Below are 23,427 nucleotides of genomic sequence, written 5' to 3'. Positions count from 1 at the left end.
TAGAAGTCTTATTAATATTTTGATATGGAGGAACAAATTGAATGAAAAAATTATTGATCCTAATAGTAGTACTCTTATTCTATACTTCGACATTCCCGCTGACCATACTAGCTGATGAGAGAGTAGAAAATCAGAGTGTGATAATGGAAGAGAAAACTATTGAAAGTAGTAATGAAGAATCACTAATAGACAATAATATTGATACTTCGGATAAAGAGCAGGATATTGGCGAAGAAAATCAATTAGAGGAAAATAAAAGTGATGAAGTAGAAGTGATAGACCCTAAAGAGATTGAAGGGGAAACTTCTGATAAAATTGAGGAAGTTGATCCGGAAGAAATGCCTTCCGAAAATAAAGAGGAATTAAAGCAAAGCGTAGAACAAGAAATTAATATAAGTAATGAAAAGGTCATTGAAAAAAGCGATGTAGATGAAAAAGAAAATATATCAGATTCTGAACTCCAAAATAAAAAAGCAAATGAACCTGAAATCAAAGAGCATGTAAAGGTTCAAACATTTTCAACCTTTGCGTCTATGATTCAAGAAAGTCCTACTAGTATGCTTGGTCATATTCGGAATACAAGTGTAAAAATATATCAAAGTTTAGAAAATAATTCAACATTTGTCAATGCGGGTACAACTAACACGGATACTGTATTTTATATTAAAATGCAAGCTACAGTAAACGGACAAAAATATTATTTGATTAGTAAACAGCCAAGTAGTGTAAAGGGAGTTATAGGTTGGGTAAAGGCAAATGATTTATCAACACATACCCATGCTGGAGTTGATAAGAAAGTCAAAACTTTTTATATCAAAGGTACTGGTAAAGCTACAAGTAAAGCTTGGGGTGGAACAAAAGACGTTGTATATCCAACACTTACCCAATATAAAGACCAAGAATTCAAGGTCCATCTAACAGAAAAAGTGGGTACCAACGTTTGGTACCGTGGAACATTGAATGGAAAAAGTGTATGGCTCCATTCTAGTTTTGTAACAACCATGGAAGAGAGTACAACGAGTCTATTAGGTCATATTAGAAACACGAATGTGAAGATTTATCAAACAGTTGGTGGTAGGTCAATAAATGCCGGATCAAAGTATACGAATACGGTGTATTACATTAAAAAGAAAGCAATATTAAATGGACAAACATATTACTTAATTAGTACTCAAGCAAGTAGTACTAACGGTGTTGTAGGTTGGGTAAAAGCGTCGGACATATCAACCCACCCACACATTGGAATTGATAAGACATCTAAAACATTCTATATCAAAGGATCAGGTAGTGCGTATAACACTGCTTGGGGAGGTTCGAGAAATTTAGTATACAAAGACCTTTCCAAATTTAAAACACAAGAGTTTCAGGTGCATTTAACGGAGAAAGTAGGTAACAATACTTGGTACCGCGGAAAGTTAAATGGACAGACAGTATGGATTCATTCTAGCTATCTAGTGAGTTTAGATGAAAAAAGTATAAGTAGACTAGGGCATCTCCGCAATGCAAATGTAAAGATATATGCCAATGTACTTAATCAATCTTCAGCTAAAATAGCTGGATCGGTAAGAACAAATCAAGTGTATTATATTAAAAAGCAAGCTAATGTAGGTGGACAATTATTTTATTTAATTAGTAAGGAGCCAAGCAGTACTAAGGGAATAGTAGGATGGGTAAAATCAGGAGACCTGTCGACCAATGCACATGTTGGTGTTGATAAGAAGTCCAAAATATTCTACATAAAAGGTTCAGGCAGTGCTTATAATAAAGCTTGGGGCGGCTCGAAAGATTTGGTTTATGGCCTTTCTAAGTATAGAGCTGAAACGTTTGAGGTTCATTTGACAGAAAAAGTGGGTAATAACACATGGTATCGTGGAAAGTTGAATGGGAAGACAGTATGGATACACAACAACTATCTTACTAATATACCAATTAAAGAAGTTGTAAAAACATATACAAATTATAATATAACTCTTAATAATATATCAGATATCCAAATGAAATCTTTTCCTGTGACCGATATATATAAGCAAACTTATAAACTCTGGTTGAGAGAAGACGCCTTCGAAATAGTAAATATTAAAGATGGAAATGGTACAGTGAAAAAATCTAACTGGAATATAAGAAGAGGACCAGGTACTGAATATGCTTTTTATGAAAAAGTTAATGGTAACAAGCTAACTATATATGATAGTGCAAAAGGAAAAGATGGATATACTTGGTATCATGTGAAAAATACAATATGGGGACCCGCTCTCAAGTCAGATGTATCATATTATTTAAATCCTAATAATTTCACTAGTTTTAAAGACTCATTACAATTTTTAAAACTGTCGCACAGTGCAAATATTGATGTGGCTGAAGTAAACGAGAAAATTCTTAAAGGGCGCGGTATATTAGCGGGGCAAGCGAAGGCTTTTGTGGATGCGGGAAAAGCAAATGGAGTTAATGAAATTTATTTAATTTCACATGCTTTATTAGAAACAGGAAATGGTAGCTCTACATTAGCAAAAGGAGTAAAATATAATGGTAAAACAGTTTATAATATGTACGGAATAGGGGCATATGACAGTTGTCCGGTAGAATGTGGAGCAAAAAGAGCCTATGATGAAGGTTGGTTTACTCCTGCACAAGCAATTACAGGTGGCGCTAAATTTATCGGGAATGAATATATAAAGCAAGGACTAGACACTTTATATAAAATGCGCTGGAATCCCAATTATGCTGCAACAAATAATACAATTGGTAAACAATATGCAACAGACATAGGCTGGGCCTATAAACAGACAACTAGAATGAATCAACTGTACAGTTTACTAGATGCGTATAAAATAACGCTTGAAATACCTAGATATAAATAATTCAAAAGGCTTATTAGTACCCTGATTATAATGGAGGAAATCCATTAATCAGGGTACTTTCTCATTTTAAGTACATATTTAGTAATTAGATATATTGGGTGAAATTAAAAATTCACTTAAAATGTTTAATTAAATAACCGATATAGATTTATAGTTGGTATAAAATATCTTTAATAAAAAGATGGAGGAAAATATGAAGAAGTTAGGCATCATGGTGACTGTTTTTTTGTTCTATTCGTCATTGTTTCCATATTCCTTGTTGGCGCTGGAAAACATAGAGGATGGGGAAATACTCACTGAAGAGATTGAGCTAGAAGTAAAGCAAGAACAAAGTATGGAATCAGAACTTGAATCAAGTAAGGAACAAGTAATAATTAAGGATAATGAAGAAGAAACACAATCTACAAATGAAATAGATGCTCATTTAAATTCGGAATACAGGAATCAAGAACAATCAATTATAAAGTCTAATGGAGAATCAATTCCTAAAAGTACTAGTAAAGATGAATTAGATGTAAGTATTAAAGAAGATTCTGGGATACAAGAAGTCCCCCAAAAAGAAAATACATCTAATAAGGTTGAATACAATGAGCTAGGTATTAAAATTGGAACAATGGTTCATGGAGAAGATATAAGCAAGCTTAGTGAGGAAGAACTTCAATATATACCTATAGATTGGCGGGATGGAAAAGTTGAAAGCGAGCATAGAGGAGGTGAGAATGTAAATCATAGAACCCTAATGAGAACATATCAAAGCTTCCCTAATGTTAATAATTATATCCTTTCTAGAAATCTAGGAGCTGCTAAAATAGAATACGATCATAAAAAGGAGTTTACAAAATTTAACTATCGTTATGGATTCGGTAAGGTTGAGGGAGTGGTAGCGCATGAAACTGCTAATAACTCATCAACCATTACGAGTGAAATTACCTATATGTCTAAAAATCATAAAAATGCATTTGTACATGCTTTTGTGGATCACTCTCGCATTATTGAAATTCATCCTACCGATTTGGGAGCATGGGGTGCAGGGAGATTTGCAAACCAGAGATTTGTTCATGTTGAACTCGTGAGGGTTCATATTTTTGATCAGTTTGCTCGCTCCATCAATAATTTCTCCGATTATATTGCTTCCGTATTATATAAGTACGGTTTGGTTGTTACTAGTGCTGAAAACACTGGACAAGGATCATTATGGTCTCATGCCGCAGTCAGTAGGTTTCTAGGTGGGACAAATCACGTAGACCCACATGGATACTTCGCAAACTGGGGTTATAATTGGAATGACTTTGTTAAACTAGTAACGATGAAATATAACAAGTTGGCAATCGAAAAACAATCTACAAGTAAATTAGCACATGTTAAATCAAGTGTTAGTCGTATTTATAGTGATCCAACTAATCCATACGATTATTCTAACGCTGGATCGCAGAATACCAACGAAGTTTTTTATATAAAAGAACAAGTTAACGTAAATGGGATAACCTATTATTTAATTAGTAGAAATCCTAGTAATAAAAGTGGAACAATCGGTTGGATGCAGGCAAAAGACCTTAATAGTTATAAACATAACGGATTAGATAAAAAAGATAAAAATCTTATTCTAAAAGGAACTGGTAAAGCATATACGAAAGCCTGGGGGGGGGGGGAAGAACCTCGTTCTTGACGACTTAGCGACATACGCTGGTACAGAATTTAAAGTTAATCTTACAGAATTAGTAGGATCCAATGTATGGTATAGGGGAATGCTTAAAGGTAAGCAGGTTTGGATACATTCTAGTTATGTTATGAATAAAAAGGATGCTACTACGAGTAAACTTGGACATATCAATAATGCTGGCGTGAAGATATATTCAAGTTTAGAAGGAACCTCTACTGTGAAAAACGCGGGGGAAACATACACTAATCGGGTATATTACATTAAAAAACAAGATGAATTAAAAGGGGTAATATATTATTTAATAAGTCAAAATCCGAGTAGTATAAAAGGAGTAGTAGGGTGGGTAAAAGCAACAGACGTATTTACACACGCCCATTCTGGCGTTGATAAGAATGTCAAAACGTTTTACGTTAAAGGTACAGGTAGGGCTTATATTAAAGCATGGGGTGGTTCACAAGATGTCATTTACACAAGTCTCACCGCATATAAACATCAAGAGTTTAAGGTTCATTTGACTGAAAAGGTAGGTAACAACATTTGGTACCGGGGAATCTTGAATGGAAAGACAGTTTGGATTCATTCCGATTATATTACGGATATATTAGAAAGTAATACAAGTAAACTTGGTCATATCCGCAATTCAGAGGTAAAGATATATCCGAGTTTAAATGTTAATTCTACTGTGGAAAATGCAGGAGCTTTATTTACTAATTATGTTTACTACATAAAAAAGCAGGCTAGCAAAAATAAACAGTTATATTACTTAATAAGTAATGAACCAAGCAGTTCAAAGGGAATAGTTGGTTGGGTAAAAGCGAATGATTTATCGATTCACACCCATTTAGGAGTAGATAAGAAAACTAAATCGTATTACTTAAAAGGAACAGGTAGTGCCACGAGCAAAGCGTGGGGAGGCTCAAAAGATATCGTATACCAAAGTCTTACACCATATAAACGTCAAGAATTTAAGGTTCATTTAACGGAGAAAGTAGGAAATAATATATGGTATCGCGGTAGTTTAAAAGGAAAGACAGTATGGATACATCATTCAAATCTCATCAATAGATGAAGTTATTAAACACCCTGATTTATACAATTATTCAACTGTATAAATCAGGGTGTTTTTTATAAAGAGTATCCACTGAATATCAAATAATCTAGGATAGAAGAGTAGGTTTAGGTCGTTATAAATTTGGAGCCTTCTTGCTAATAATAAGGATAAAGTGTATATTGTATTATGAGTTTTACTGCGATATTCGACATATTTTTTTCAGAGATAACACCAATTAATTAGAATAATAAACTGTTTTTTATTTTTCGCCAAACATTAAAAAGGAGTTGGTACGGATGATTTACGCAGAAATTCTTGCTGGAGGAAAAGGTACACGTATGGGCAATATTGATATGCCTAAGCAGTTCTTGACTCTTAATAATCGACCAATCATTATTCATACAATAGAAAAATTTTTACTAAATGATCGCTTTGACAAAATCATTATTGTTTCACCAAAAGATTGGATTAACCATACGAACGATATTATAAAAAAATATATTGGGGAATTAGATCGAATAGTAGTAGTTGAAGGTGGAAAAGATCGAAATGATTCAATAATGAGTGGGATTAAATATATTGAAGAAAACTTTGGAATATCCGAAGAAGATGTAATAATTACACATGACTCGGTACGGCCGTTTTTAACGCATCGGATTATTGAAGAAAATATCGATGGGGCAATTAAATTTGGAGCGGTCGATACTGTAATAGAGGCAATAGATACAATTATTCAATCAGAAGATGGTGAAGTAATCTCTGATATTCCCGTACGCGATAGCATGTATCAAGGGCAAACGCCACAAAGTTTCAATATCCAAAAATTAGTGAACTATTATCAATCACTAGATGAAGATCAAAAGACTATCTTGACAGATGCATGTAAAATTTATTCTATCCAAGGTGGAAAAGTTAAGTTGGTTAAAGGGGAAATATTTAATATAAAAGTGACTACACCATATGATTTAAAAGTGGCTAATGCAATTATACAGGAGCGGATTTCAAGATGATAAATCAAGTATATCGCTTAGTGTCCCCACGTCAATTTGAGGTAACATATAAGGATAGATCTCTCCAATCGGATTATATTGTAGTTCGTCCAACACATCTTTCTATTTGTGCAGCTGACCAAAGATATTATACGGGAACACGCGGTAAAGAAGCGATGGCCAAAAAACTGCCTATGGCTCTAATTCACGAAGGGATAGGTAAAGTTGTTTATGATCCATCGGGAGAAATAGATACAGGAACGCAGGTTGTTATGATTCCCAATACGCCAACTGAAACTGACGATATTGTGGCAGAAAATTATTTAAGAAGTAGCATATTTAGATCTAGTGGATATGATGGATTTATGCAAGATTACGTTTTTTTAAATCGTGATAGACTTGTGGAACTCCCTAAAGTAATAGATCAGCACGTAGCTGCATTTATCGAATTAATTACCATTGCTATGCATTCTCTCGTTCGTTTTGAAGGAAAAGCTCATGGTCGTCGTCAAGTATTTGGCGTGTGGGGGGATGGAAATCTCGGATATATCACCTCATTAATTTTAAAAAGACGTTATAAAGATAGCAAAGTAATTATTTTCGGTAAAAATCAATATAAACTAGATCGCTTTTCATTTGTTGATGAAGCGTATCAAATAGATGAAATTCCTGAAGATCTGCATATTGACCATGCATTTGAAGCAGTAGGTGGAAAAGGTAGCCAATACGCGATTAATCAAATAATTGAACATTTATTTCCTGAAGGTTCCATTTCAATTATGGGTGTTTCCGAATACCCTGTAGAAATTAATACAAGAATGATACTGGAAAAAGGAATAACCGTAATTGGTAGTAGTCGTAGCGGTCGTTCTGATTTTGTTAATACGGTCGAATTTATGAAGGAACACCCTGAATTTGTGGAATATTTAAGTACTCTTGTAGGAGATGTAGTAGAAGTTAGAACTATCCAAGATATAATTACAGCTTTTGAAAAGGATTTGATCTCTTCTTGGGGGAAAACAGTAATGGAATGGAAAATATAATTGGACATTCTTAAACATGAGAAAGGCGGCTTTTAATGTGAAATTAAAGATGATTCCAACACTAATAATAAGCACTTTAATTCGCATTGCCTTTTTCATGTTTTGTTTTCTCTTTCCAATTAATAAAAAGAAGATAACCTTTGCTTCCTATCGTTCGGAAAAACTAGAAGGTAACTTATTTTATGTACATGAAGAATTAGAACAGTATCATAAAGACTATAGAAGTAATTTTCTTTTTAAAAAATATGACAGTTCCATATTTGGAAAGTGGAATTATTTTCTTCATATGATAAAAGCATGTTATGCACTTGCAACATCTAAATATTTTATTGTCGATGATTTCTACTTTCCTATATATGTTATTAAACCTAGGAAGGGAACAGAGATTATTCAATTATGGCACGCAGCGGGTGCTTTTAAAAAATTTGGTTTAAGTACGATAAACAAATCATTTGGACCAAGTACTGAGTATTTAAAACATGTGAAAATTCATTCTAATTATTCGAAAGTATATGTAAGCTCTACTTCTGTTGTACCTTATTACGCTGAAGCATTTGGTATGTCGAAAGAGAAAATACACCCATTGGGACTGCCACGTACAGATTATTTCTTTAATAATGATGAACTGAAAAGTAATACAGTAAAATTCAATACATTATTTCCTAAATTCAAAAATAAAAAGTTGCTACTTTATGCTCCTACATTCCGTGGAAGTAGTCATTACCAAGAAAGTTTCAGCTGTCCAATAGACTTTGGCTTGTTAAAAAGTATTATTGGTGAAGATTATGCGTTAATCATTCATCTTCATCCTTATATGAATAACAGTATCCATTTGGATGAAAAAGAGCGCGACTTTGTTTGCCATATTCAAGGAGAATTAAATATTGAAGAATTATTAACCATAGCAGATGTACTGATTACTGATTATTCTTCTATTATTTTCGATTATAGTATCTTAAAACGACCAATAGCATTTTTTGCGACCGATATAGAAGAATATATAAAAGAGCGTGATTTTTATTTTGAGTATAAATCGTTTATACCCGGCCCTCTCTTTACAGAAACAGAGACTCTTGGCAACTGGATAAAAAATGGGTCTTATGATATGGATGTAATCACCGTTTTTAGAGATCGATTTTTTGATTATTTAGATGGAAGAGCTAGTAAACGGATTGTCGCTGATTTATTTGCAAATAATAATGGTATTATAAACAGGTAGACAGGGGATTAACTTTTATTTAATCTCCTTTTCATATTTGTGTTCATGCTAATGAAGAACTTCATTTTAGATGGGAGTAGAAAGAATGTTTTTAAGGGTAGGAAGAAAGTTAAAAAGGATATTGTTCAAATCTGCACGTCAAAAGCCAGATCATGTTGATAATATGGATAATGATAAGCAGTTTATTATTGAAGATGATCGGATAATTATAAAAAAGGAAAGTCTGGGCGAATCACTTCCATTAATTACTGAATTGGCTGGTGAGGAAGAAACCATCATTCCCCATCGTAAAGTAACTTCATTACAGTGGAATGGACCTATTATGAGTATCAAAGGGTATTTCTACCTGGAAGATATTTTGATGAACGACGAAGATTTAGTAAAAACACGATTGATTTTAAAAGATAAATCAGGTAGAGAATTTATCATATCCTTGAAAGATATACCTGTTAAAAGCATGGAGTTAGAAGAGGAAATAGATGATCTATATCAATGGTCTGGTTTTGAAGGTGAAATTAACTTTGCTACTATCATCCCCAATAATCGTCCTCTTCCAGATTCAGAATATAAGGTTTATATAGAGACTGAGGTCCATGTTTTGGGTGATAGACGATATAAAAAAGTCTTTACACTTGGTAATGTCGAATCCTTTTTAGAAAAAGGTTTTCATTCTGCAAAAATGGAATATTTCACAGCAAAACGGGAAATGAAATTTAATTTATTGGCCACGTACGACCAGTCAGTAAAGACATTGAAAATTATATCTTCGAAATTAAAGGATTTTGACCCAAAAGAAATGGGCTTGGATGCGGTTAAGTATAAACGAGGGATATTGTACAGATTTATTCATTCTGTAGGATTTAGAATAATGTATAAAATGTATTGCCTACTACCTATAAAAGAAAATAAAGTTTTGTTTGCCTCTGACAGCAGAACAGAGTTGGATGGAAACTTTTTATTTGTATATGAAGAAATGCGTAAAAGGAATTTAGAGTTAGATTATCAATTTATGTTTAAAGAAGAGGTAGGAGAAAAAAAGAGTTTGAAGGAAATAAAAAGTCTAGCCTATCATTTAGCAACTTCAAAGTTTATTTTATTAGATGATTTTTACCCGATGGTCTATCCTTTAAAGATTAGAAAAAATGCAGAGTTAATACAACTCTGGCATGCTGTTGGTGCTTTTAAAACATTCGGATTTAGTCGAATAGGAAGACCAGGGGGACCTTCACCTACATCGATAAACCACCGTAATTATACAAAAGCAATTGTAAGTTCAAAGAATGTTGCCAAGTATTATGCTGAGGGGTTTGGAATTGATGAAGAGAAAGTTATTTCAACCGGCATACCGCGTACAGATATTTTCTTTGATGAAAAATATAAATCACAGATAAGAGAGCAGCTGTATGCAGAATTCCCATTTCTTCGAGATAAAAAGGTAATTACTTTTGCTCCCACATTTAGAGGGAATGGTCAACAATCTGCCCATTATCCAATGGAAGTGCTCAATTTAGAGAGGCTTTATAATGAATTGAAGGATGAATATGTATTTCTATTTAAAATTCATCCATTTGTAAAAAATGACTTTAATATTCCTTATCAATACAAAGAATTCTTTTACAATTTCTCTTCCTACCGTGAAATTAATGATTTATTATTTATCACGGATATACTAATAACAGATTATTCATCTGTTTGTTTTGAATATGCGCTACTTAATAAACCAATGATTTTCTTTGCTTATGATGTGGAAGAATATGTACAAAAAAGAGATTTCTATTATGATTTCAGTTCGTTTATACCGGGACCGCTTGTGCGTTCCACTGATGAGCTTATCGAAACAATAGATAATAAGGAGTTTAAAATGGAAAAAATAAAGCCTTTCATCGAATACTTTTTTGATGATCATGATGGTGAATCAAGCAAACGCGTTGTTGATCAATTGATATTGGATAATCAGGATTCTGATAGTAAATAAATAAAGGTAACCCTGAAAGAAAGCGTCTTTTCTATCAGGGTTTTCTATTATAGAAAACACCTTTATCCATCATCTAATTGGATAAAGAACCTATTTCCTAGCCGTTTGAAATAATTAGATAGGGAATATATAATGAGAAATATGCAAGATTAATACTCAGTCGTTGTTTTATAAAAAAGCTTATGTGAAATTACTTTCGATTACCGAGTTATTTAGCTAGGTAAGGAGATGATAATCAATGAAAAAGGTGCTAACATATGGAACGTTTGATTTGCTCCATATTGGACATATTAATTTGTTAAAAAGAGCGAAGGATTTAGGAGATTATTTAGTTGTTGGTTTGTCAGCAGATTCATTTAATGAGGAAAAGAAAAAGGAATCGTATCATAGCTTTGAGAATCGGAAGATTATTCTAGAATCCATTAGGTTTGTTGATGAAGTCATATCCGAACATAGTTGGGATCAAAAAGTTCAAGATGTGCTGAAACATGAAATTGATCTCTTTGTAATGGGAGACGATTGGGAAGGACACTTTGATTTTTTAAAACAATATTGTGAAGTAATTTATTTACCCCGAACGCAAGGAGTATCCACTTCCCAAATTAAAACGGATATTAACTGTGTGGAAAATGGTTAGAGAAGTTTTTATTACGGTGTACTTATCTGTTTTTAAGCTTATTTTCAACTTTTTCAATCTCTTCCCACTTAAAGAAAAAGTGACTTTCGTCGTTTCTTTTGGTGATAATAGTCAATATGTATACGAAGAGATACGAGAGCAAAAAGCGCCTGTGGAAGTAGTTGTTCTGTATAAAGGCTCTAGCGACAGATACTTTCGTTCAAAGCAAGGTATTAAATTAATTCCATTAAATCTGTTAAATATGTTCAAATCTATTTATCATTTAGCGACTTCTAAGTATATTTTTATTGATAATTATTTTGGCTTTTTAGCAGTAACTGATTTTAAACAAGAAGTAGAATGTATACAATTATGGCATGCTTCAGGGGCGATCAAAAAGTTTGGATTAGAAGATTTATCTATAAAGAAGCGTAGCAACAGAGCCAAAAAACGATTTTTGCAAGTATATAAAAAATTTCATAAAGTGGTCGTTGGATCGGATGTCATGGCAAAGACGTTTATCAAGGCTTTCGACCTCTCGAATGACAATATACTAAGAACGGGTATTCCACGTACAGACTTTTTTTACAATGAAGTACTTCATAAAAATATTCTTGACAACCTGAATAAGGAAGTACCGGAAATAAAAAATAAAAAAAAGATTCTTTATGCTCCCACCTATCGAGACAATCAATTGGATCAATTTGAAATGAAACTGGATTTAGAAAAAATGATGAATGAATTGGCAGAAAATTACGTTCTGTTATTAAGATTACATCCAGCTGTGAAGAGTACAATCAATTATTCAGAGCAATATCCAGAATTTGTTTATGATTATTCATCTTCGAACTATGATATAAATGAATTATTATTATTTGGCGACTACTTGATAACAGATTATTCGTCACTTCCTTATGAATTCTCGCTATTAAACAAACCGATGATTTTCTTTGCATATGACTTAGAAACTTATTCAAAAGAAAGAGGTTTATTGGATCATTATGAGCAGATGGTTCCGGGACCAATTGTAAAGCAAACGGATGATGTCATCTATTTATTGAAGGAAAAACAATTTGATTTTAAACAAATAAAGGATTATGCGGAGGAATGGAATAAATACTCCAAAGGTCATTCCAGTAAAAGTATAGTACAATATATGTTTAAGAAAGATTCCATTCGCATGAAGTGAAAGGTAACCAATAGTATATGGTTTGATGTCTATTAGCATCGAGAAATTGCATTAATCCCTCGTTTCCCGAATAACATTAAGATATATCTTAATGTTAATCGAGGTGGAAGAAATGAAACGTGAAATTGCTGAGGTTCAAAAGATGAAAGATCACTTTAATGCTTTGAATAAAGGTAACTCGAGTACAAAAGAGTATGGATTTAGGCTTATAGAAATAATCATGCAACTAGGAAAAGAAAATGAAATGTTGAGAAAAGAGATCCTTGAAGTAAATAAAGACTTTGAGTGGATGGAAAAACGGGCTGATGAATGGATGTTAAAAGCCATGGAAAAGTCGCAAAAAATGGATTGAACCTACAAGAAAGAAGAGGTAGCTTAACCAATGAAATACTCCCTTTTGTCTAGGGCTCTTGCTCTTTATTGTCTTTTGGGTCCGATGCCTGTATAATTTAGTCATGTATTATATAAAGTAAATATGTTTATATATAGATATGAAAGGATATAAGAATGAAATCTGCAATTAATGTTATTAAAGAGCAAATAGAGAACTTTTATCTAATTAGAAGGCTTTCACTATATGAATTAAAAAGTAACAATAAAAGCAATTACTTAGGTACAGCGTGGGAAATTATAAACCCTGTTATTCAAATTCTCATATACTGGTTTGTGTTTGGGAGTATAAGGCAAAGGGCTGACGTTGAAGTCGCACCTGGAATGGATGTTCCTTTTATTCTTTGGTTATTAGGTGGTTTTATATTATGGAACTTCTTTTATCAGGCTACGATTCAAGGATCGAAGTCCATTTACACTAGACTTCGGATGCTCTCAAAGATGAACTTTCCAATGAGTGTAATACCGAATATTGTATTGTTTTCGCAATTCTATATTCACATTATTATGTTAGTAATTACAATCGCAATATTTCAGTTATCTGGTTATTATTTGACCATTTATTTTTTACAATTTTTTTATTTTATATTCGCTACTTTTTGTTTAATATTCGCTATCTCTCTTATCACGTCAACCTTTTCAACTATTATAAGAGATGTTCACATGTTTCTAAATGCAACATTACGTATGCTTCTGTATTTATCACCAATACTATGGCAGATAACAAGCTTAGAAGAACCATTACCGACGATTATGAAACTAAACCCATTGTATTATTTAATCGAGGGTTATCGTTCAGCATTGTTTGGTTTGGATTGGTATTTCATTGAAAACTGGCAATACACGCTTTATTTTTGGGCAGTAGTTATAGGACTATTTATTATCGGTTCTATAGTACACGTTAAATTTAGAAGACATTTTATAGATTATTTATAATTGGTTGTGATAATGATGAAAAGTGCAATTATTGTTAACGAAATAACGAAGAAATATAAACTTTATAGTGGAACGAAAGAGCGTATATTAGATTTAATTTCACCCAAAAGTCATGGGGAAGATTTTTATGCTCTTGCCGATGTTAGTTTTGAGGCTGAAAAAGGCGATGTTGTTGGATTTATTGGAATAAATGGTTCAGGTAAATCAACACTGTCAAATATAATCGCTGGTATTGTACCCGAAACATCAGGATCAGTCGAAGTGAATGGACAAGCATCTTTAATTGCTGTTGCTTCGGGTTTAAATGGTGATTTATCTGGCAGGGATAATATAGAGCTTAAGCTATTAATGCTTGGATTTAGTAAAGAAGAAATTAAGTCTTTAGAGCCAGAAATTATCGAATTCTCGGAGCTAGGAAAATTTATTGATCAACCTGTAAAATCATATTCGAGTGGTATGAAATCAAGACTAGGCTTTGCAATATCTGTAAATGTGGATCCAGAAATATTAATTATTGACGAAGCATTGTCAGTAGGTGACAAAGCATTTGCTGAAAAAAGCTTAAGTAAAATGAAAGAATTTAAAGAAAAAGGAAAAACTATGATCTTTGTGAGTCACTCCATTGGTCAAATGAAACAATTCTGTGAAAAAATACTATGGCTAGAATATGGTATGGTGAAACAATTTGGGACTGTCGATGAAGTAATACCTAAATATGAAGAGTTTTTAAAACTATATCAAAAAATGTCAAAGGATGAAAAAGAAGCCTATAAACAGGCTGGATTAGAGCGCCAGCAAAAAGCATTGAAATAGTATAGTACGGTATTGTACTATCAACAGATAATATAATATCAACAAAGACTAATTAAATGATACGGTTATTGTTCGAGTTAGGGTCAAACCAAGGTTAATAGTGATTATAAGGGGTGTATTGATCAAAGTGAGTTTTTCTAAAGAATCTAATTATTATTTCTTGTTAACTAATGTTGGCGAAAGCTTTGGAGGATTAACAACTGCTATGCTTAGGAGAGCACAACTTTTCTCTGAATACGCAGATGTACAGCCTGAAATACTAACTTTCAATCATAATACTGACTATGATCAAATAAGAGAGATGTTAGATAAAGAAAAGTATATTCCTAAAAACATCAGATTAATTAATATGTTTGCTAGCCTTTCTGGAGACACAACATCAAAAAAATTAATTATTCATCCTATAGAAGATGACAGATATGCAATTGATCCCGTACCAAATCGAAATTGTTTTAGATATTTCGAAAATGGAATGTATAGAATGTATAAAAGTTTCGAAAGAGCTGACAGTAAGCTTAAATTTATTGATTACTTTGATGAAAATCATTATAAAATTAAAAGAGAAGAATACGATTCTTATGGGCATAAAAGAAAAGAAATTCATGTGGATTATTTAAACAGCCCTAGTTTGCCTAGACAAGAGTTGTATTTTAATAGTTCGGGTCAGTGCTATTTGAATATTTGGTATAAAACTGTAAACGAGAAGAGTGAAATAGAAAGAATACATTTATTCACAAAGAATAAAGTAAAAGTTTTTTATAATATAGACGATTTAAGAGTGCATTGGTTAGATGCTTATCTAGACAGTAATAAAAATAACTTTTTGGTTGTAGATGGAAGAGCGATTGATACAGCTATAATGAAATTAAAAGGTAATCATATTTATCGAATCTTTATGACACACAGTACTCATTTAAGACCTCCGTATCATGTAGATTCTGTTATAAGGCTAGGAAATAGACCCGTCCTTAATAATTTAAACAATGTAGATGCATTAGTGCTATTAACAAATCACCAAAAGGATGACATAGTAGAAAGATTTGGTGTAAGAAATAATTATTTTGTAATACCCCATTCTATAGAAAATGATATACCTATAAATCAGAGATCTAATTTTGAAAGAAAAAAATATACAGGTGTCATGATGGCTAGATATCATGAAGAGAAGCAAATTGACCATGCAATTAAAGCTTATGCAAAAGTTGTAAAAGAAATCCCACATGCGAAACTTGAGATTTATGGTTTTGGTGATGAAGAAAGTAATTTAGCTAAGCTTATAAAGGATTTAGATCTGGGTGAAAATGTTTTTTTAATGGGTTACACAAATTCGCCGGATGTAACTTTTGAAGAATCTTCTTTTTCTATGCTCACTAGTAAATATGAAGGGTTTGGATTGTCATTAGTTGAAAGTATGACTCATGGTTGCCCATTAATTTGCTATGATATTAAGTATGGACCTAGGGATATGATTGATGACGGTATTAACGGTTATCTTGTTAAACCGAATGACATTGATTCATTAGCAAAAAAAATCATCCATATGTTATCAGATCAAGAACGATTAATGGAGTTTTCCCACAATAGTCGGATAAAATCAAAAGAGTTTTCAAATGAAAAGTTTATATCAAATTGGTCGAATCTATTTCATGATATTGTGGACAATAGAACCAACAAGAAAAACATAGAGAATTATGATTTTTATATGGAGCATGCTGATTGGGTGTCCGAAGAAGAATGTTCTTACTCAATTGAAGGAAAAATAACACTAATACCAGAGATAGAATTGAATAAATTAAATGATTTGAAAGTAAAAGCTATCTTAAGGGAAAGAGAAAGTAAAAAGGAATTTGATGTTGGAGAATCCATCGAGATTAGACCAGATGGTACTATCAATATTACATTCTGTTTTAACGACTTCAAGAAAGACGCCAAGGCATATGAAGGTATTTGGGACATTAATTTATTTTTATATAGTAATAACTTTTATCGTGAAAAAAGGATAGGATATAAAAAAAGTAATTCAGCGAAGGTAACCCGAAAGAAACTTATCGGTAATAAGCAGGGAATTTCTATTGAACCATATTATACTAATCCACATGGAAATCTTTCGTTTATTATAAAAAAGGATAAACCAAATCTTTTAAATAATTTATTGAAATTAAAATAGGTCAATTTTATATTTTGACATAAGATAAAGGTAATATCAGTTGGGGTATTGAAAGTATAATAATGAAGAAATTGACAAATATAAAATTGTTTCATAGGTGAAAAACCTGAAGGAGTAATTGGCCTTCAGGTTTGTTTTTTTACAGTGAGCCGAGCATGGGTAGAGTGATATGAGTATAATAAAATGGGAATTGATGTGTACGGCAAATTTAAAGAATGTGCTTAAGTTTAGTTTAAGCGTCAAATAATCCCCACCTAAAAAACGATGACGCGAAAGCTAGAGATAGAATAGTTGATGATTTGTCCAGAGAATCTTGATCTCGGACCTCGTTTCGTGTTGACAACAACCAATTTTAGCGACCAATATCAAATGGTTTAATGGAGCGTTCCCTACTAATATTATGTATTTCTAACGTACCAATCTCTATAAATCCTATTAATTTATCCAACTGGTTTAGGCAATATTGGATGGCCTTACCAAGGCATGAGGCAACACATGATACCTCGCATAGCCATCCAGGTAAGAAACTTGCGAGAATGTTTCCCCCGTGTCTGCTGACCAGTGACGGTCTATCTATCTTTCCCTGTTCGATAAAGCCATATGTAAGGAAGTGGATACTGTCTTTCAACCGGGTTCATGCGGTACCTATAAACTAGTTTTATCAGCTAGTAAATGCTCCATGTTGGCCGTCGATGACTAATGTTGTAACACTTTGTTCAGTCAGCATTGGAATTCACCTAATGAAAAACCACATTTATCTTCAATTTGAAACAATTGATTATCATCCAAAACGTGTTTTACAATTCGGCATGACAGCCCAGGATGCAGAGGTAAAATTAGATCCATTCAAGTTATACAATTGTTATTGGGCGATTATAAGCTCTATTGCGATTAACCAAACATTTTCCGCATATCATTGGATGAAAGAAGGAAGAATTAAACGGTGATGCTAATACATTGCAAGTAAGGGCCGGTTATTCTTTGTTAATCGTAAACATACATATAATATGTCAGAGCCCAATAACTATAGTGATGAAACCTTATTGGCACACCTTGGCAAAGGTGCCAGTAGAGAAAAGGATAATGAAGTAAATCCTGTTAATAGAGAAAACTGCAGATGCCTTCTTCGTTGAATTTTCCATATAGGCTTTTTGAAGATACATCGGTTTCCAGTAGTCGGAAAAGTCAAACAACACAGAAGGCATAATGGCCAGGTACATCATATGAGTTGTCTTAGGATATAGTAGAGAATGATGGGAGGGGAAGTTAATGATTGATATTCAATGTCATATATTACCCGGAATGGATGATGGGGCGAGTAGCTTCACTGAAAGTCTATTGATGGCAAAACAGGCGGAAAAAGAAGGGATTCGGACAATTATTGCGACGCCCCATCACAAAAATGAAAAATACAATAACCCGAAGGTCAATATTATAGATAAGACGGCAGAGCTGAAAGAATATTTGCAGGTAGAAAACGTACATATTGAGATTTTGCCAGGTCAGGTGACCCAAATTTATGATGAGATTCTGGAAGACTATGGGGCTGGTGAGATTTTGACACTTGCGGATATATCAACTTATTTATTGATTGAATTACCGTCAAGTCATATTCCAAGTAATATTTATCAGCTTTGCTTTGATATTCAGATGAAAGGCTTAACACCAGTGATCGCTCAGCCGGAGCGGAATTTGGAAATAATAGAACAACCTGATAAGCTGTACCGACTTGTAAAGAATGGCGCAGCTACACAAATAGCTGCGGCAAGCTTCGCAGGTTATTCCGGTAAAAAGATACAAAGATTTACGGCTCATTTAATCGAGTCAAACCTTACCCATTTCATAGCTTCAGATGCACATGATAAGAACAAAGGTAGCTTTAGAATGCAGGAAGCATATGAACTAGTGAAAAAGAAATATGGTACAGATTACTTAAACTATTTTATGGGTAATGCAGAACATATACTGGAGGGAAAAGACATATACAGAGAAGCACCGCAAAGAATAAGGAAAAAAATACTGGGACTATTTTAAGTATTAAATACAATCCGTTATTACATCTGAAGACAGCAATGAGGTAATAACTAATAATATCAAGAGATTTATGACAGAGACATTTTTCCTGAAATGGCTCCCATGGCGATCTTTATTCCAAGATCCTCAAATTAACAAGGAGATGTGTTAACTAGAAATTAGTTTTGACACATCTCTTTTGTTTATGAACCCATATGACTATGCTAAATAGACAACTCCTTTTCTATTGATTTGACCGATAATTAGAAAAGTTCACACAAAATTCATATAGCATCCCTTATATTGAAAATACACTAGATAGAGACAGAGAAGAAGAGGGGGAGCAAAAAGAAGCTGAGGCTGGAGAGTGCGTGACGAAGAAAAAGAGGGGAGGATTAGTAATGAAGAGAAATTACTACCTATTTATTTTTATTATTTTCTCCATATTATTAATAGCCGCATGCAATAAGGAAGAGCCAACAACAGGGGACAACGAGAATGAAGCAGAAACATCATGGGGATACGATGGCGAGCCTGCCACAGTCACGATGCTTATCAATGTCGGCGAAGAGGAGTTCAGCCGCCGCTATAAGGAGCAACTAGCCGAAGTGTATCCAAATATCACGCTTGAGCTTGTCTCCGGATCACCGAATGATCCCCAGTTTTTACAGGAACAATTCGCCCGTGGCGAAGTGCCAGATATTATTCCAACCATCCCGACGCTGGAGTATATCGAGGATCTCGACTTGCTCATGCCAATTGACGATATGATTGAGCAAAGCGGCTTTGACCTCGGTGTATTCCGAGAGGGCATCATCGACAACTTGCGCGCCATGGATCCTCTTGGCGAGGGGAACCTATACGGATTACCGGTTGAATCAACGCTGTTGGTCATGTACTACAACAAAGACATTTTCGACCGGCTCGGTGAACCCTACCCGGCCGAAGGAATGACCTGGGAGGAAGCGCTAGAGCTGACAAAACGGCTGACGCGCGAAGTCGATGGCGTCCAATACAAAGGGCTAGCACTCGAACCATCATATGCGATTCCATATACCCAGCTCGCTATCCCTGGCACCGATCCTGAAACAGGCGACGTTCTATTCGCGCAGGATCCGAACACAAAGCTCGTGTTCGACTGGCTTGACGAGCTCCGCAACATCCCTGGACTGATGGATGTGGACGAGGTTAGCCCAGATGGCTTCGGCGGAAACGGGCAAAACATTGCGATGTGGATTAGCACAGCCCCGTGGCTGCCGCTACTCGCTCCAGTCGAAGGGTTGAATTTCGATATGACCACCGTGCCCGTATGGGACGATCTGCCTGGTATCGCGCCAACGACACCAGCGATGCCATTTAACATCACGAAACACAGTGAAAACAAAGAAGCCGCCTGGGCTGTCATCTCGCACTTAGCGACAGAAGAAGGCCAAAAAGTCCTCTCCGCCGCTGGAAGTGCGCCAACGTATGACAGTGAGGAAGTCTTCGCCTTATTTGGTAATATGGACATAGAGGACGGAGCCACGTATAACGTCCAGGCGCCATTCGTCGACCAGATGGGAGAATTGCCGCCTTATTCCAAATACGGACCACAGGTAACCTTCCATGGCGATAACTTTATCACAGAAAAAGCAAGAGAATTCCTCACCTCTGATTTAGATGTCGTCACATATCTTAGGCAGATGGAAGAAGAGTATACTACGATTGTGACGGAGATGAAGGCGAGAGAGTAGATCGGGGTCTGACCCCCGCTGCGTTAATGTAATAAAATATTATAAAGATGTGTCTGATCTCCGTTATGTTAAAGCCTTTACGTAACGGAGGTCAGACATTTTTATATAAAGAGGAAATAGTCGCTAAGTGTCGAATGGTATATATGTGTAAAAAATATAGCAAAAAGAGGTGTTATTAATGTCTCGAAAACCGCGAGTGTGGTTTCCAGGTGCAATGTATCATATAACGAAACGAGGTAATCGCCGATCAGCACTCTTTTACGACGAGGAGGACAGATTAACTTATCTTTCCATGTTTGAAGAAGCGCGCTCTGTCTTCCCTTGTATACTCCATTCATACTGCCTCATGACAAACCATATCCATCTCCAGCTCGAAACCATCGATTACCGTCCACAACACATGATGAAAATGCTCAATTCTCGCTACGCAATTTATTTCAATCAACGTTACTCCTACGATGGTCACTTATTTCAGGGACGATATGGTGCTCAATTGATATTATCTGTAGACTATTTCCTCAAAGTAAATAAATACATCCATCTAAACCCTGTAGAAGCGAAAATAGTAGCTAATCCAGCAAAGTATAATTGGAGCAGTTACAACGAGTATATTTCTTCTAGTGTAAATCCCCACACCTCCAAATCTCGCACATTATCCTACTTTCCCGAGCCAGCAATAGAAAATTACCGTGCCTTTATCGAAGGCATAGATACTTTATCAAATTAACGTGGTGGGGGTCAGACCCCACCTAAAATTCTGCACCCTTAACTAAAATTTAAGTGCTTACATCAGCAGTTAGAATTTATTACGATAAAGAGGAAGAAGATGTCAGTTATGAGGGGTGAGGTGGTAACTGGATGGAGGAGCAAGTGGAAAAGGTTAAAGATGTGAAACGGCCTATTATGATCGATAGTAAGAAAGTGAAGATGAGAAAAGCGATGAAGGATATCATCTCGCAAAGGCAACTGCAGGTTATGGCCATTTTAGGTGTCGCGTGGATGCTGGTGTTTAATTATATTCCGATGTACGGGTTGATTATTGCATTTAAGGAATATAGCGTGATTAGGACGATTGCGGAAGCGCCATGGGTTGGGCTGATGCATTTCAAAGAATTTATTCAAGATGATAATTTTTGGATCGTAATTAAGAATACGTTAGGGATAAGCTTGATTAAATTGATCATTGGCTTTCCTTTACCGATTATTTTTGCATTATTGATGAATGAGTTAACGTCATTGAAATTTAAAAAGGCTGTACAGACAATTACGTATTTACCGCATTTCTTATCTTGGGTTGTATTAGGCGGTATTTTGACGACCTGGTTAGCAGATGTAGGGATCATGAACGATATTTTGATTGGCTTAGGGCTATCAAGCGAACGGCTAAATTTTTTAGCAGAACCGGAATACTTTTGGAGTATTATCATCATCTCGGACATTTGGAAAGAGCTTGGATGGTCTGCGATTATTTATTTAGCAGCAATAGCAGGTGTATCAACCGAATTATATGAAGCAGCAACCATTGATGGAGCGAATAAGTTCCAACGGATGTGGCACGTAACACTACCAGCAATTAGACCGACGATTACGATCTTATTTATTTTAGCAGTTAGTGGTATTTTAAATACGAACTTCGATCAAATTTTAGTTCTGAAAAATGCTTTAAATGAAAGCGCTAGTAGTGTGATCGATATATATGTGTATCAAGTAGGTATTCAAAATGCACGATATTCGTATGCTACAGCGGTTGGATTATTAAAGTCAATTATTGCTTTCATTCTATTATTATCAGCTAATAAAATAACGAAAAAACTCGATGGCACATCCTTGTTTTAGGAGGTACATGAATGTTCAATTTATTAAAACGTAACAGACGAACTACTAGTGAATATATCTTTGATAATATGAATGTATTCATTATGTTGGTAATCTGTTTTCTCACACTATATCCCATTTGGTATGTCGTCGTAAATTCCTTGAGCGAAGGCATGGATGCGATGAAAGGGGGCATCTATTGGTGGCCAAGACATTTTACGCTAGATAATTATAAAGCTGTTTTTGCTAATCAAGGGATACTAACTTCCTTTGGAGTGACAATTGCCAAAACGATAATCGGGACGATTACACATGTTTTTTTCACAGCAATGGTTGCATATGCATTGTCGCGTAAAGAATTGCGCGGAAGAAATATCTACATGTTCGTAGGGATTGTTACGATGTTCTTCAGCGGGGGATTGATTCCTTATTTCCTATTACTAAGGGATATCGGCCTATTAGATAACTTTCTCGTATACATCGTGCCAGCTTTGTTTAATTTCTTTCACTTAATTATTTTTGTTTCCTTCTTTAGAGAGATACCGACTTCCCTAGAAGAGGCAGCAAAAATCGATGGTGCTAGTGATATAAAAATATTTTTAAAAGTAGTTATCCCATTATCGATGCCAGTTATTGCAACGATCGCGCTTTTCCAAGGGGTATATCAATGGAATGATTATTTCGCCGGAATCATTTTTGTCAATGACCCAGATTTGCAGCCGATCCAAACCTATTTATATAAAGTGGTCGCGGAATCAAGTTCAAATCAGATGATGGTCAATGCACCTGGCGGAGTAATGAATAAATCGGTCACATCGCAATCGATTAAATTAGCTACCATGGTTGTTACAACATTACCGATTGTTCTCGTCTATCCATTCTTACAAAAGTATTTTGTTAAAGGAATGTTAATTGGATCTGTGAAAGGTTAATAAATACAAAAAAGAGAGGGGTTAGAAA

The 23,427-nt window shown here is 34.5% G+C and carries 20 protein-coding genes; 19 read left to right on the top strand and 1 reads right to left on the bottom strand.

Features of this window, described 5'->3' with window-relative positions:
- Positions 1-41: 41 nt before the first annotated feature.
- From MHB53_RS13720 to MHB53_RS13660, 13 genes are all read left to right on the top strand, one after another.
- A complete protein-coding gene (locus tag MHB53_RS13720) occupies positions 42-2,858 on the top strand; it encodes a GW dipeptide domain-containing protein (RefSeq protein ID WP_340919251.1) in 2,817 nt (938 codons plus the stop codon).
- Between the two features lie 193 nt (positions 2,859-3,051).
- Entirely contained in the window at positions 3,052-4,524 is a 1,473-nt protein-coding gene (locus MHB53_RS13715) for a peptidoglycan recognition protein family protein (RefSeq protein ID WP_340919250.1), read from the top strand.
- A 79-nt stretch (positions 4,525-4,603) separates the two neighbouring features.
- Positions 4,604-5,587 carry a GW dipeptide domain-containing protein gene (locus MHB53_RS13710; RefSeq protein ID WP_340919248.1) on the top strand — a complete coding sequence of 328 codons (984 nt, stop codon included), beginning with the start codon at positions 4,604-4,606 and terminating at the stop codon, positions 5,585-5,587.
- A 278-nt stretch (positions 5,588-5,865) separates the two neighbouring features.
- Positions 5,866-6,579 (top strand): IspD/TarI family cytidylyltransferase, encoded by a 714-nt coding sequence (locus tag MHB53_RS13705; RefSeq protein ID WP_340919245.1) that lies wholly within the window; start codon positions 5,866-5,868, stop codon positions 6,577-6,579.
- Positions 6,576-7,601, top strand: coding sequence for a ribitol-5-phosphate dehydrogenase (locus tag MHB53_RS13700; protein WP_340919242.1), 1,026 nt, complete (start codon positions 6,576-6,578; stop codon positions 7,599-7,601). Before MHB53_RS13705 ends, MHB53_RS13700 begins: the two co-directional genes overlap by 4 nt.
- Positions 7,602-7,638: 37 nt before the next feature.
- Positions 7,639-8,820, top strand: coding sequence for a CDP-glycerol glycerophosphotransferase family protein (locus tag MHB53_RS13695; RefSeq protein ID WP_340919240.1), 1,182 nt, complete (start codon positions 7,639-7,641; stop codon positions 8,818-8,820).
- Between the two features lie 85 nt (positions 8,821-8,905).
- Entirely contained in the window at positions 8,906-10,795 is a 1,890-nt protein-coding gene (locus tag MHB53_RS13690; RefSeq protein WP_340919238.1) for a CDP-glycerol glycerophosphotransferase family protein, read from the top strand.
- 238 nt (positions 10,796-11,033) lie between these two features.
- Positions 11,034-11,432, top strand: a complete 399-nt coding sequence (gene tagD, locus MHB53_RS13685; protein ID WP_340919236.1) for a glycerol-3-phosphate cytidylyltransferase — start codon at positions 11,034-11,036, stop codon at positions 11,430-11,432.
- Positions 11,425-12,600 (top strand): CDP-glycerol glycerophosphotransferase family protein, encoded by a 1,176-nt coding sequence (locus MHB53_RS13680; protein WP_340924711.1) that lies wholly within the window; start codon positions 11,425-11,427, stop codon positions 12,598-12,600. The genes tagD and MHB53_RS13680 overlap by 8 nt, the downstream gene beginning before the upstream one ends.
- Before the next feature lie 112 nt (positions 12,601-12,712).
- The gene (locus MHB53_RS13675; protein ID WP_340919234.1) at positions 12,713-12,952 is read left to right on the top strand and encodes a hypothetical protein; all 240 of its coding nucleotides are present in this window, start codon (positions 12,713-12,715) and stop codon (positions 12,950-12,952) included.
- Positions 12,953-13,107: 155 nt separating this feature from the next.
- Complete coding sequence (locus tag MHB53_RS13670) at positions 13,108-13,926, top strand: ABC transporter permease (RefSeq protein WP_340919231.1); 819 nt, start codon at positions 13,108-13,110, stop codon at positions 13,924-13,926.
- Positions 13,927-13,941: 15 nt separating this feature from the next.
- Positions 13,942-14,739 carry a teichoic acids export ABC transporter ATP-binding subunit TagH gene (tagH, locus tag MHB53_RS13665; RefSeq protein ID WP_340919228.1) on the top strand — a complete coding sequence of 266 codons (798 nt, stop codon included), beginning with the start codon at positions 13,942-13,944 and terminating at the stop codon, positions 14,737-14,739.
- 127 nt (positions 14,740-14,866) lie between these two features.
- A complete protein-coding gene (locus MHB53_RS13660; RefSeq protein WP_340919226.1) occupies positions 14,867-16,906 on the top strand; it encodes a glycosyltransferase in 2,040 nt (679 codons plus the stop codon).
- Between the two features lie 352 nt (positions 16,907-17,258).
- Here the strand turns inward: MHB53_RS13660 and MHB53_RS13655 are convergent, their stop codons facing one another.
- Positions 17,259-17,354, bottom strand: coding sequence for a hypothetical protein (locus MHB53_RS13655; RefSeq protein WP_445661523.1), 96 nt, complete (start codon positions 17,352-17,354; stop codon positions 17,259-17,261).
- Between the two features lie 292 nt (positions 17,355-17,646).
- On the opposite strand from MHB53_RS13655, the gene MHB53_RS13650 reads away from it, so the two are divergent.
- The 6 genes from MHB53_RS13650 (at position 17,647) to MHB53_RS13625 (ending at position 23,399) form a co-directional block, all read left to right on the top strand.
- Positions 17,647-17,853, top strand: a complete 207-nt coding sequence (locus MHB53_RS13650) for a hypothetical protein (RefSeq protein WP_340919225.1) — start codon at positions 17,647-17,649, stop codon at positions 17,851-17,853.
- 322 nt (positions 17,854-18,175) lie between these two features.
- Positions 18,176-18,940 carry a tyrosine-protein phosphatase gene (locus tag MHB53_RS13645; RefSeq protein WP_340919222.1) on the top strand — a complete coding sequence of 255 codons (765 nt, stop codon included), beginning with the start codon at positions 18,176-18,178 and terminating at the stop codon, positions 18,938-18,940.
- A gap of 380 nt (positions 18,941-19,320) precedes the next feature.
- Positions 19,321-20,652 (top strand): ABC transporter substrate-binding protein, encoded by a 1,332-nt coding sequence (locus MHB53_RS13640; protein ID WP_340919218.1) that lies wholly within the window; start codon positions 19,321-19,323, stop codon positions 20,650-20,652.
- A gap of 178 nt (positions 20,653-20,830) precedes the next feature.
- The gene (locus MHB53_RS13635; RefSeq protein ID WP_340919217.1) at positions 20,831-21,379 is read left to right on the top strand and encodes a transposase; all 549 of its coding nucleotides are present in this window, start codon (positions 20,831-20,833) and stop codon (positions 21,377-21,379) included.
- 176 nt (positions 21,380-21,555) lie between these two features.
- A complete protein-coding gene (locus tag MHB53_RS13630) occupies positions 21,556-22,488 on the top strand; it encodes an ABC transporter permease (protein ID WP_340924708.1) in 933 nt (310 codons plus the stop codon).
- Between the two features lie 11 nt (positions 22,489-22,499).
- Entirely contained in the window at positions 22,500-23,399 is a 900-nt protein-coding gene (locus MHB53_RS13625) for a carbohydrate ABC transporter permease (protein ID WP_340919214.1), read from the top strand.
- The last annotated feature ends 28 nt before the right edge of the window (positions 23,400-23,427 follow it).

Source organism: Bacillus sp. FSL K6-3431 (assembly GCF_038002605.1).
Lineage (GTDB): Bacteria > Bacillota > Bacilli > Bacillales > Bacillaceae_C > Lederbergia.
The sequence above is the reverse complement of the archived record's forward strand: the minus strand, read 5'-3'. Positions and strand labels throughout refer to the sequence as shown.

What these genes read in the sequence shown, in the direction of transcription:
- tagD (WP_340919236.1), top strand. Translation starts at nt 11,034, where the DNA reads ATGAAAAAGGTGCTAACATATGGAACGTTTGATTTGCTCCATATTGGA.
- MHB53_RS13690 (WP_340919238.1), top strand. Translation starts at nt 8,906, where the DNA reads ATGTTTTTAAGGGTAGGAAGAAAGTTAAAAAGGATATTGTTCAAATCT.
- MHB53_RS13715 (WP_340919250.1), top strand. Translation starts at nt 3,052, where the DNA reads ATGAAGAAGTTAGGCATCATGGTGACTGTTTTTTTGTTCTATTCGTCA.
- MHB53_RS13670 (WP_340919231.1), top strand. Translation starts at nt 13,108, where the DNA reads ATGAAATCTGCAATTAATGTTATTAAAGAGCAAATAGAGAACTTTTAT.
- tagH (WP_340919228.1), top strand. Translation starts at nt 13,942, where the DNA reads ATGAAAAGTGCAATTATTGTTAACGAAATAACGAAGAAATATAAACTT.
- MHB53_RS13650 (WP_340919225.1), top strand. Translation starts at nt 17,647, where the DNA reads ATGAAAAACCACATTTATCTTCAATTTGAAACAATTGATTATCATCCA.
- MHB53_RS13710 (WP_340919248.1), top strand. Translation starts at nt 4,604, where the DNA reads ATGCTTAAAGGTAAGCAGGTTTGGATACATTCTAGTTATGTTATGAAT.
- MHB53_RS13680 (WP_340924711.1), top strand. Translation starts at nt 11,425, where the DNA reads ATGGTTAGAGAAGTTTTTATTACGGTGTACTTATCTGTTTTTAAGCTT.
- MHB53_RS13675 (WP_340919234.1), top strand. Translation starts at nt 12,713, where the DNA reads ATGAAACGTGAAATTGCTGAGGTTCAAAAGATGAAAGATCACTTTAAT.
- MHB53_RS13645 (WP_340919222.1), top strand. Translation starts at nt 18,176, where the DNA reads ATGATTGATATTCAATGTCATATATTACCCGGAATGGATGATGGGGCG.
- MHB53_RS13720 (WP_340919251.1), top strand. Translation starts at nt 42, where the DNA reads ATGAAAAAATTATTGATCCTAATAGTAGTACTCTTATTCTATACTTCG.
- MHB53_RS13630 (WP_340924708.1), top strand. Translation starts at nt 21,556, where the DNA reads ATGATCGATAGTAAGAAAGTGAAGATGAGAAAAGCGATGAAGGATATC.
- MHB53_RS13700 (WP_340919242.1), top strand. Translation starts at nt 6,576, where the DNA reads ATGATAAATCAAGTATATCGCTTAGTGTCCCCACGTCAATTTGAGGTA.
- MHB53_RS13635 (WP_340919217.1), top strand. Translation starts at nt 20,831, where the DNA reads ATGTCTCGAAAACCGCGAGTGTGGTTTCCAGGTGCAATGTATCATATA.
- MHB53_RS13625 (WP_340919214.1), top strand. Translation starts at nt 22,500, where the DNA reads ATGTTCAATTTATTAAAACGTAACAGACGAACTACTAGTGAATATATC.
- MHB53_RS13640 (WP_340919218.1), top strand. Translation starts at nt 19,321, where the DNA reads ATGAAGAGAAATTACTACCTATTTATTTTTATTATTTTCTCCATATTA.
- MHB53_RS13705 (WP_340919245.1), top strand. Translation starts at nt 5,866, where the DNA reads ATGATTTACGCAGAAATTCTTGCTGGAGGAAAAGGTACACGTATGGGC.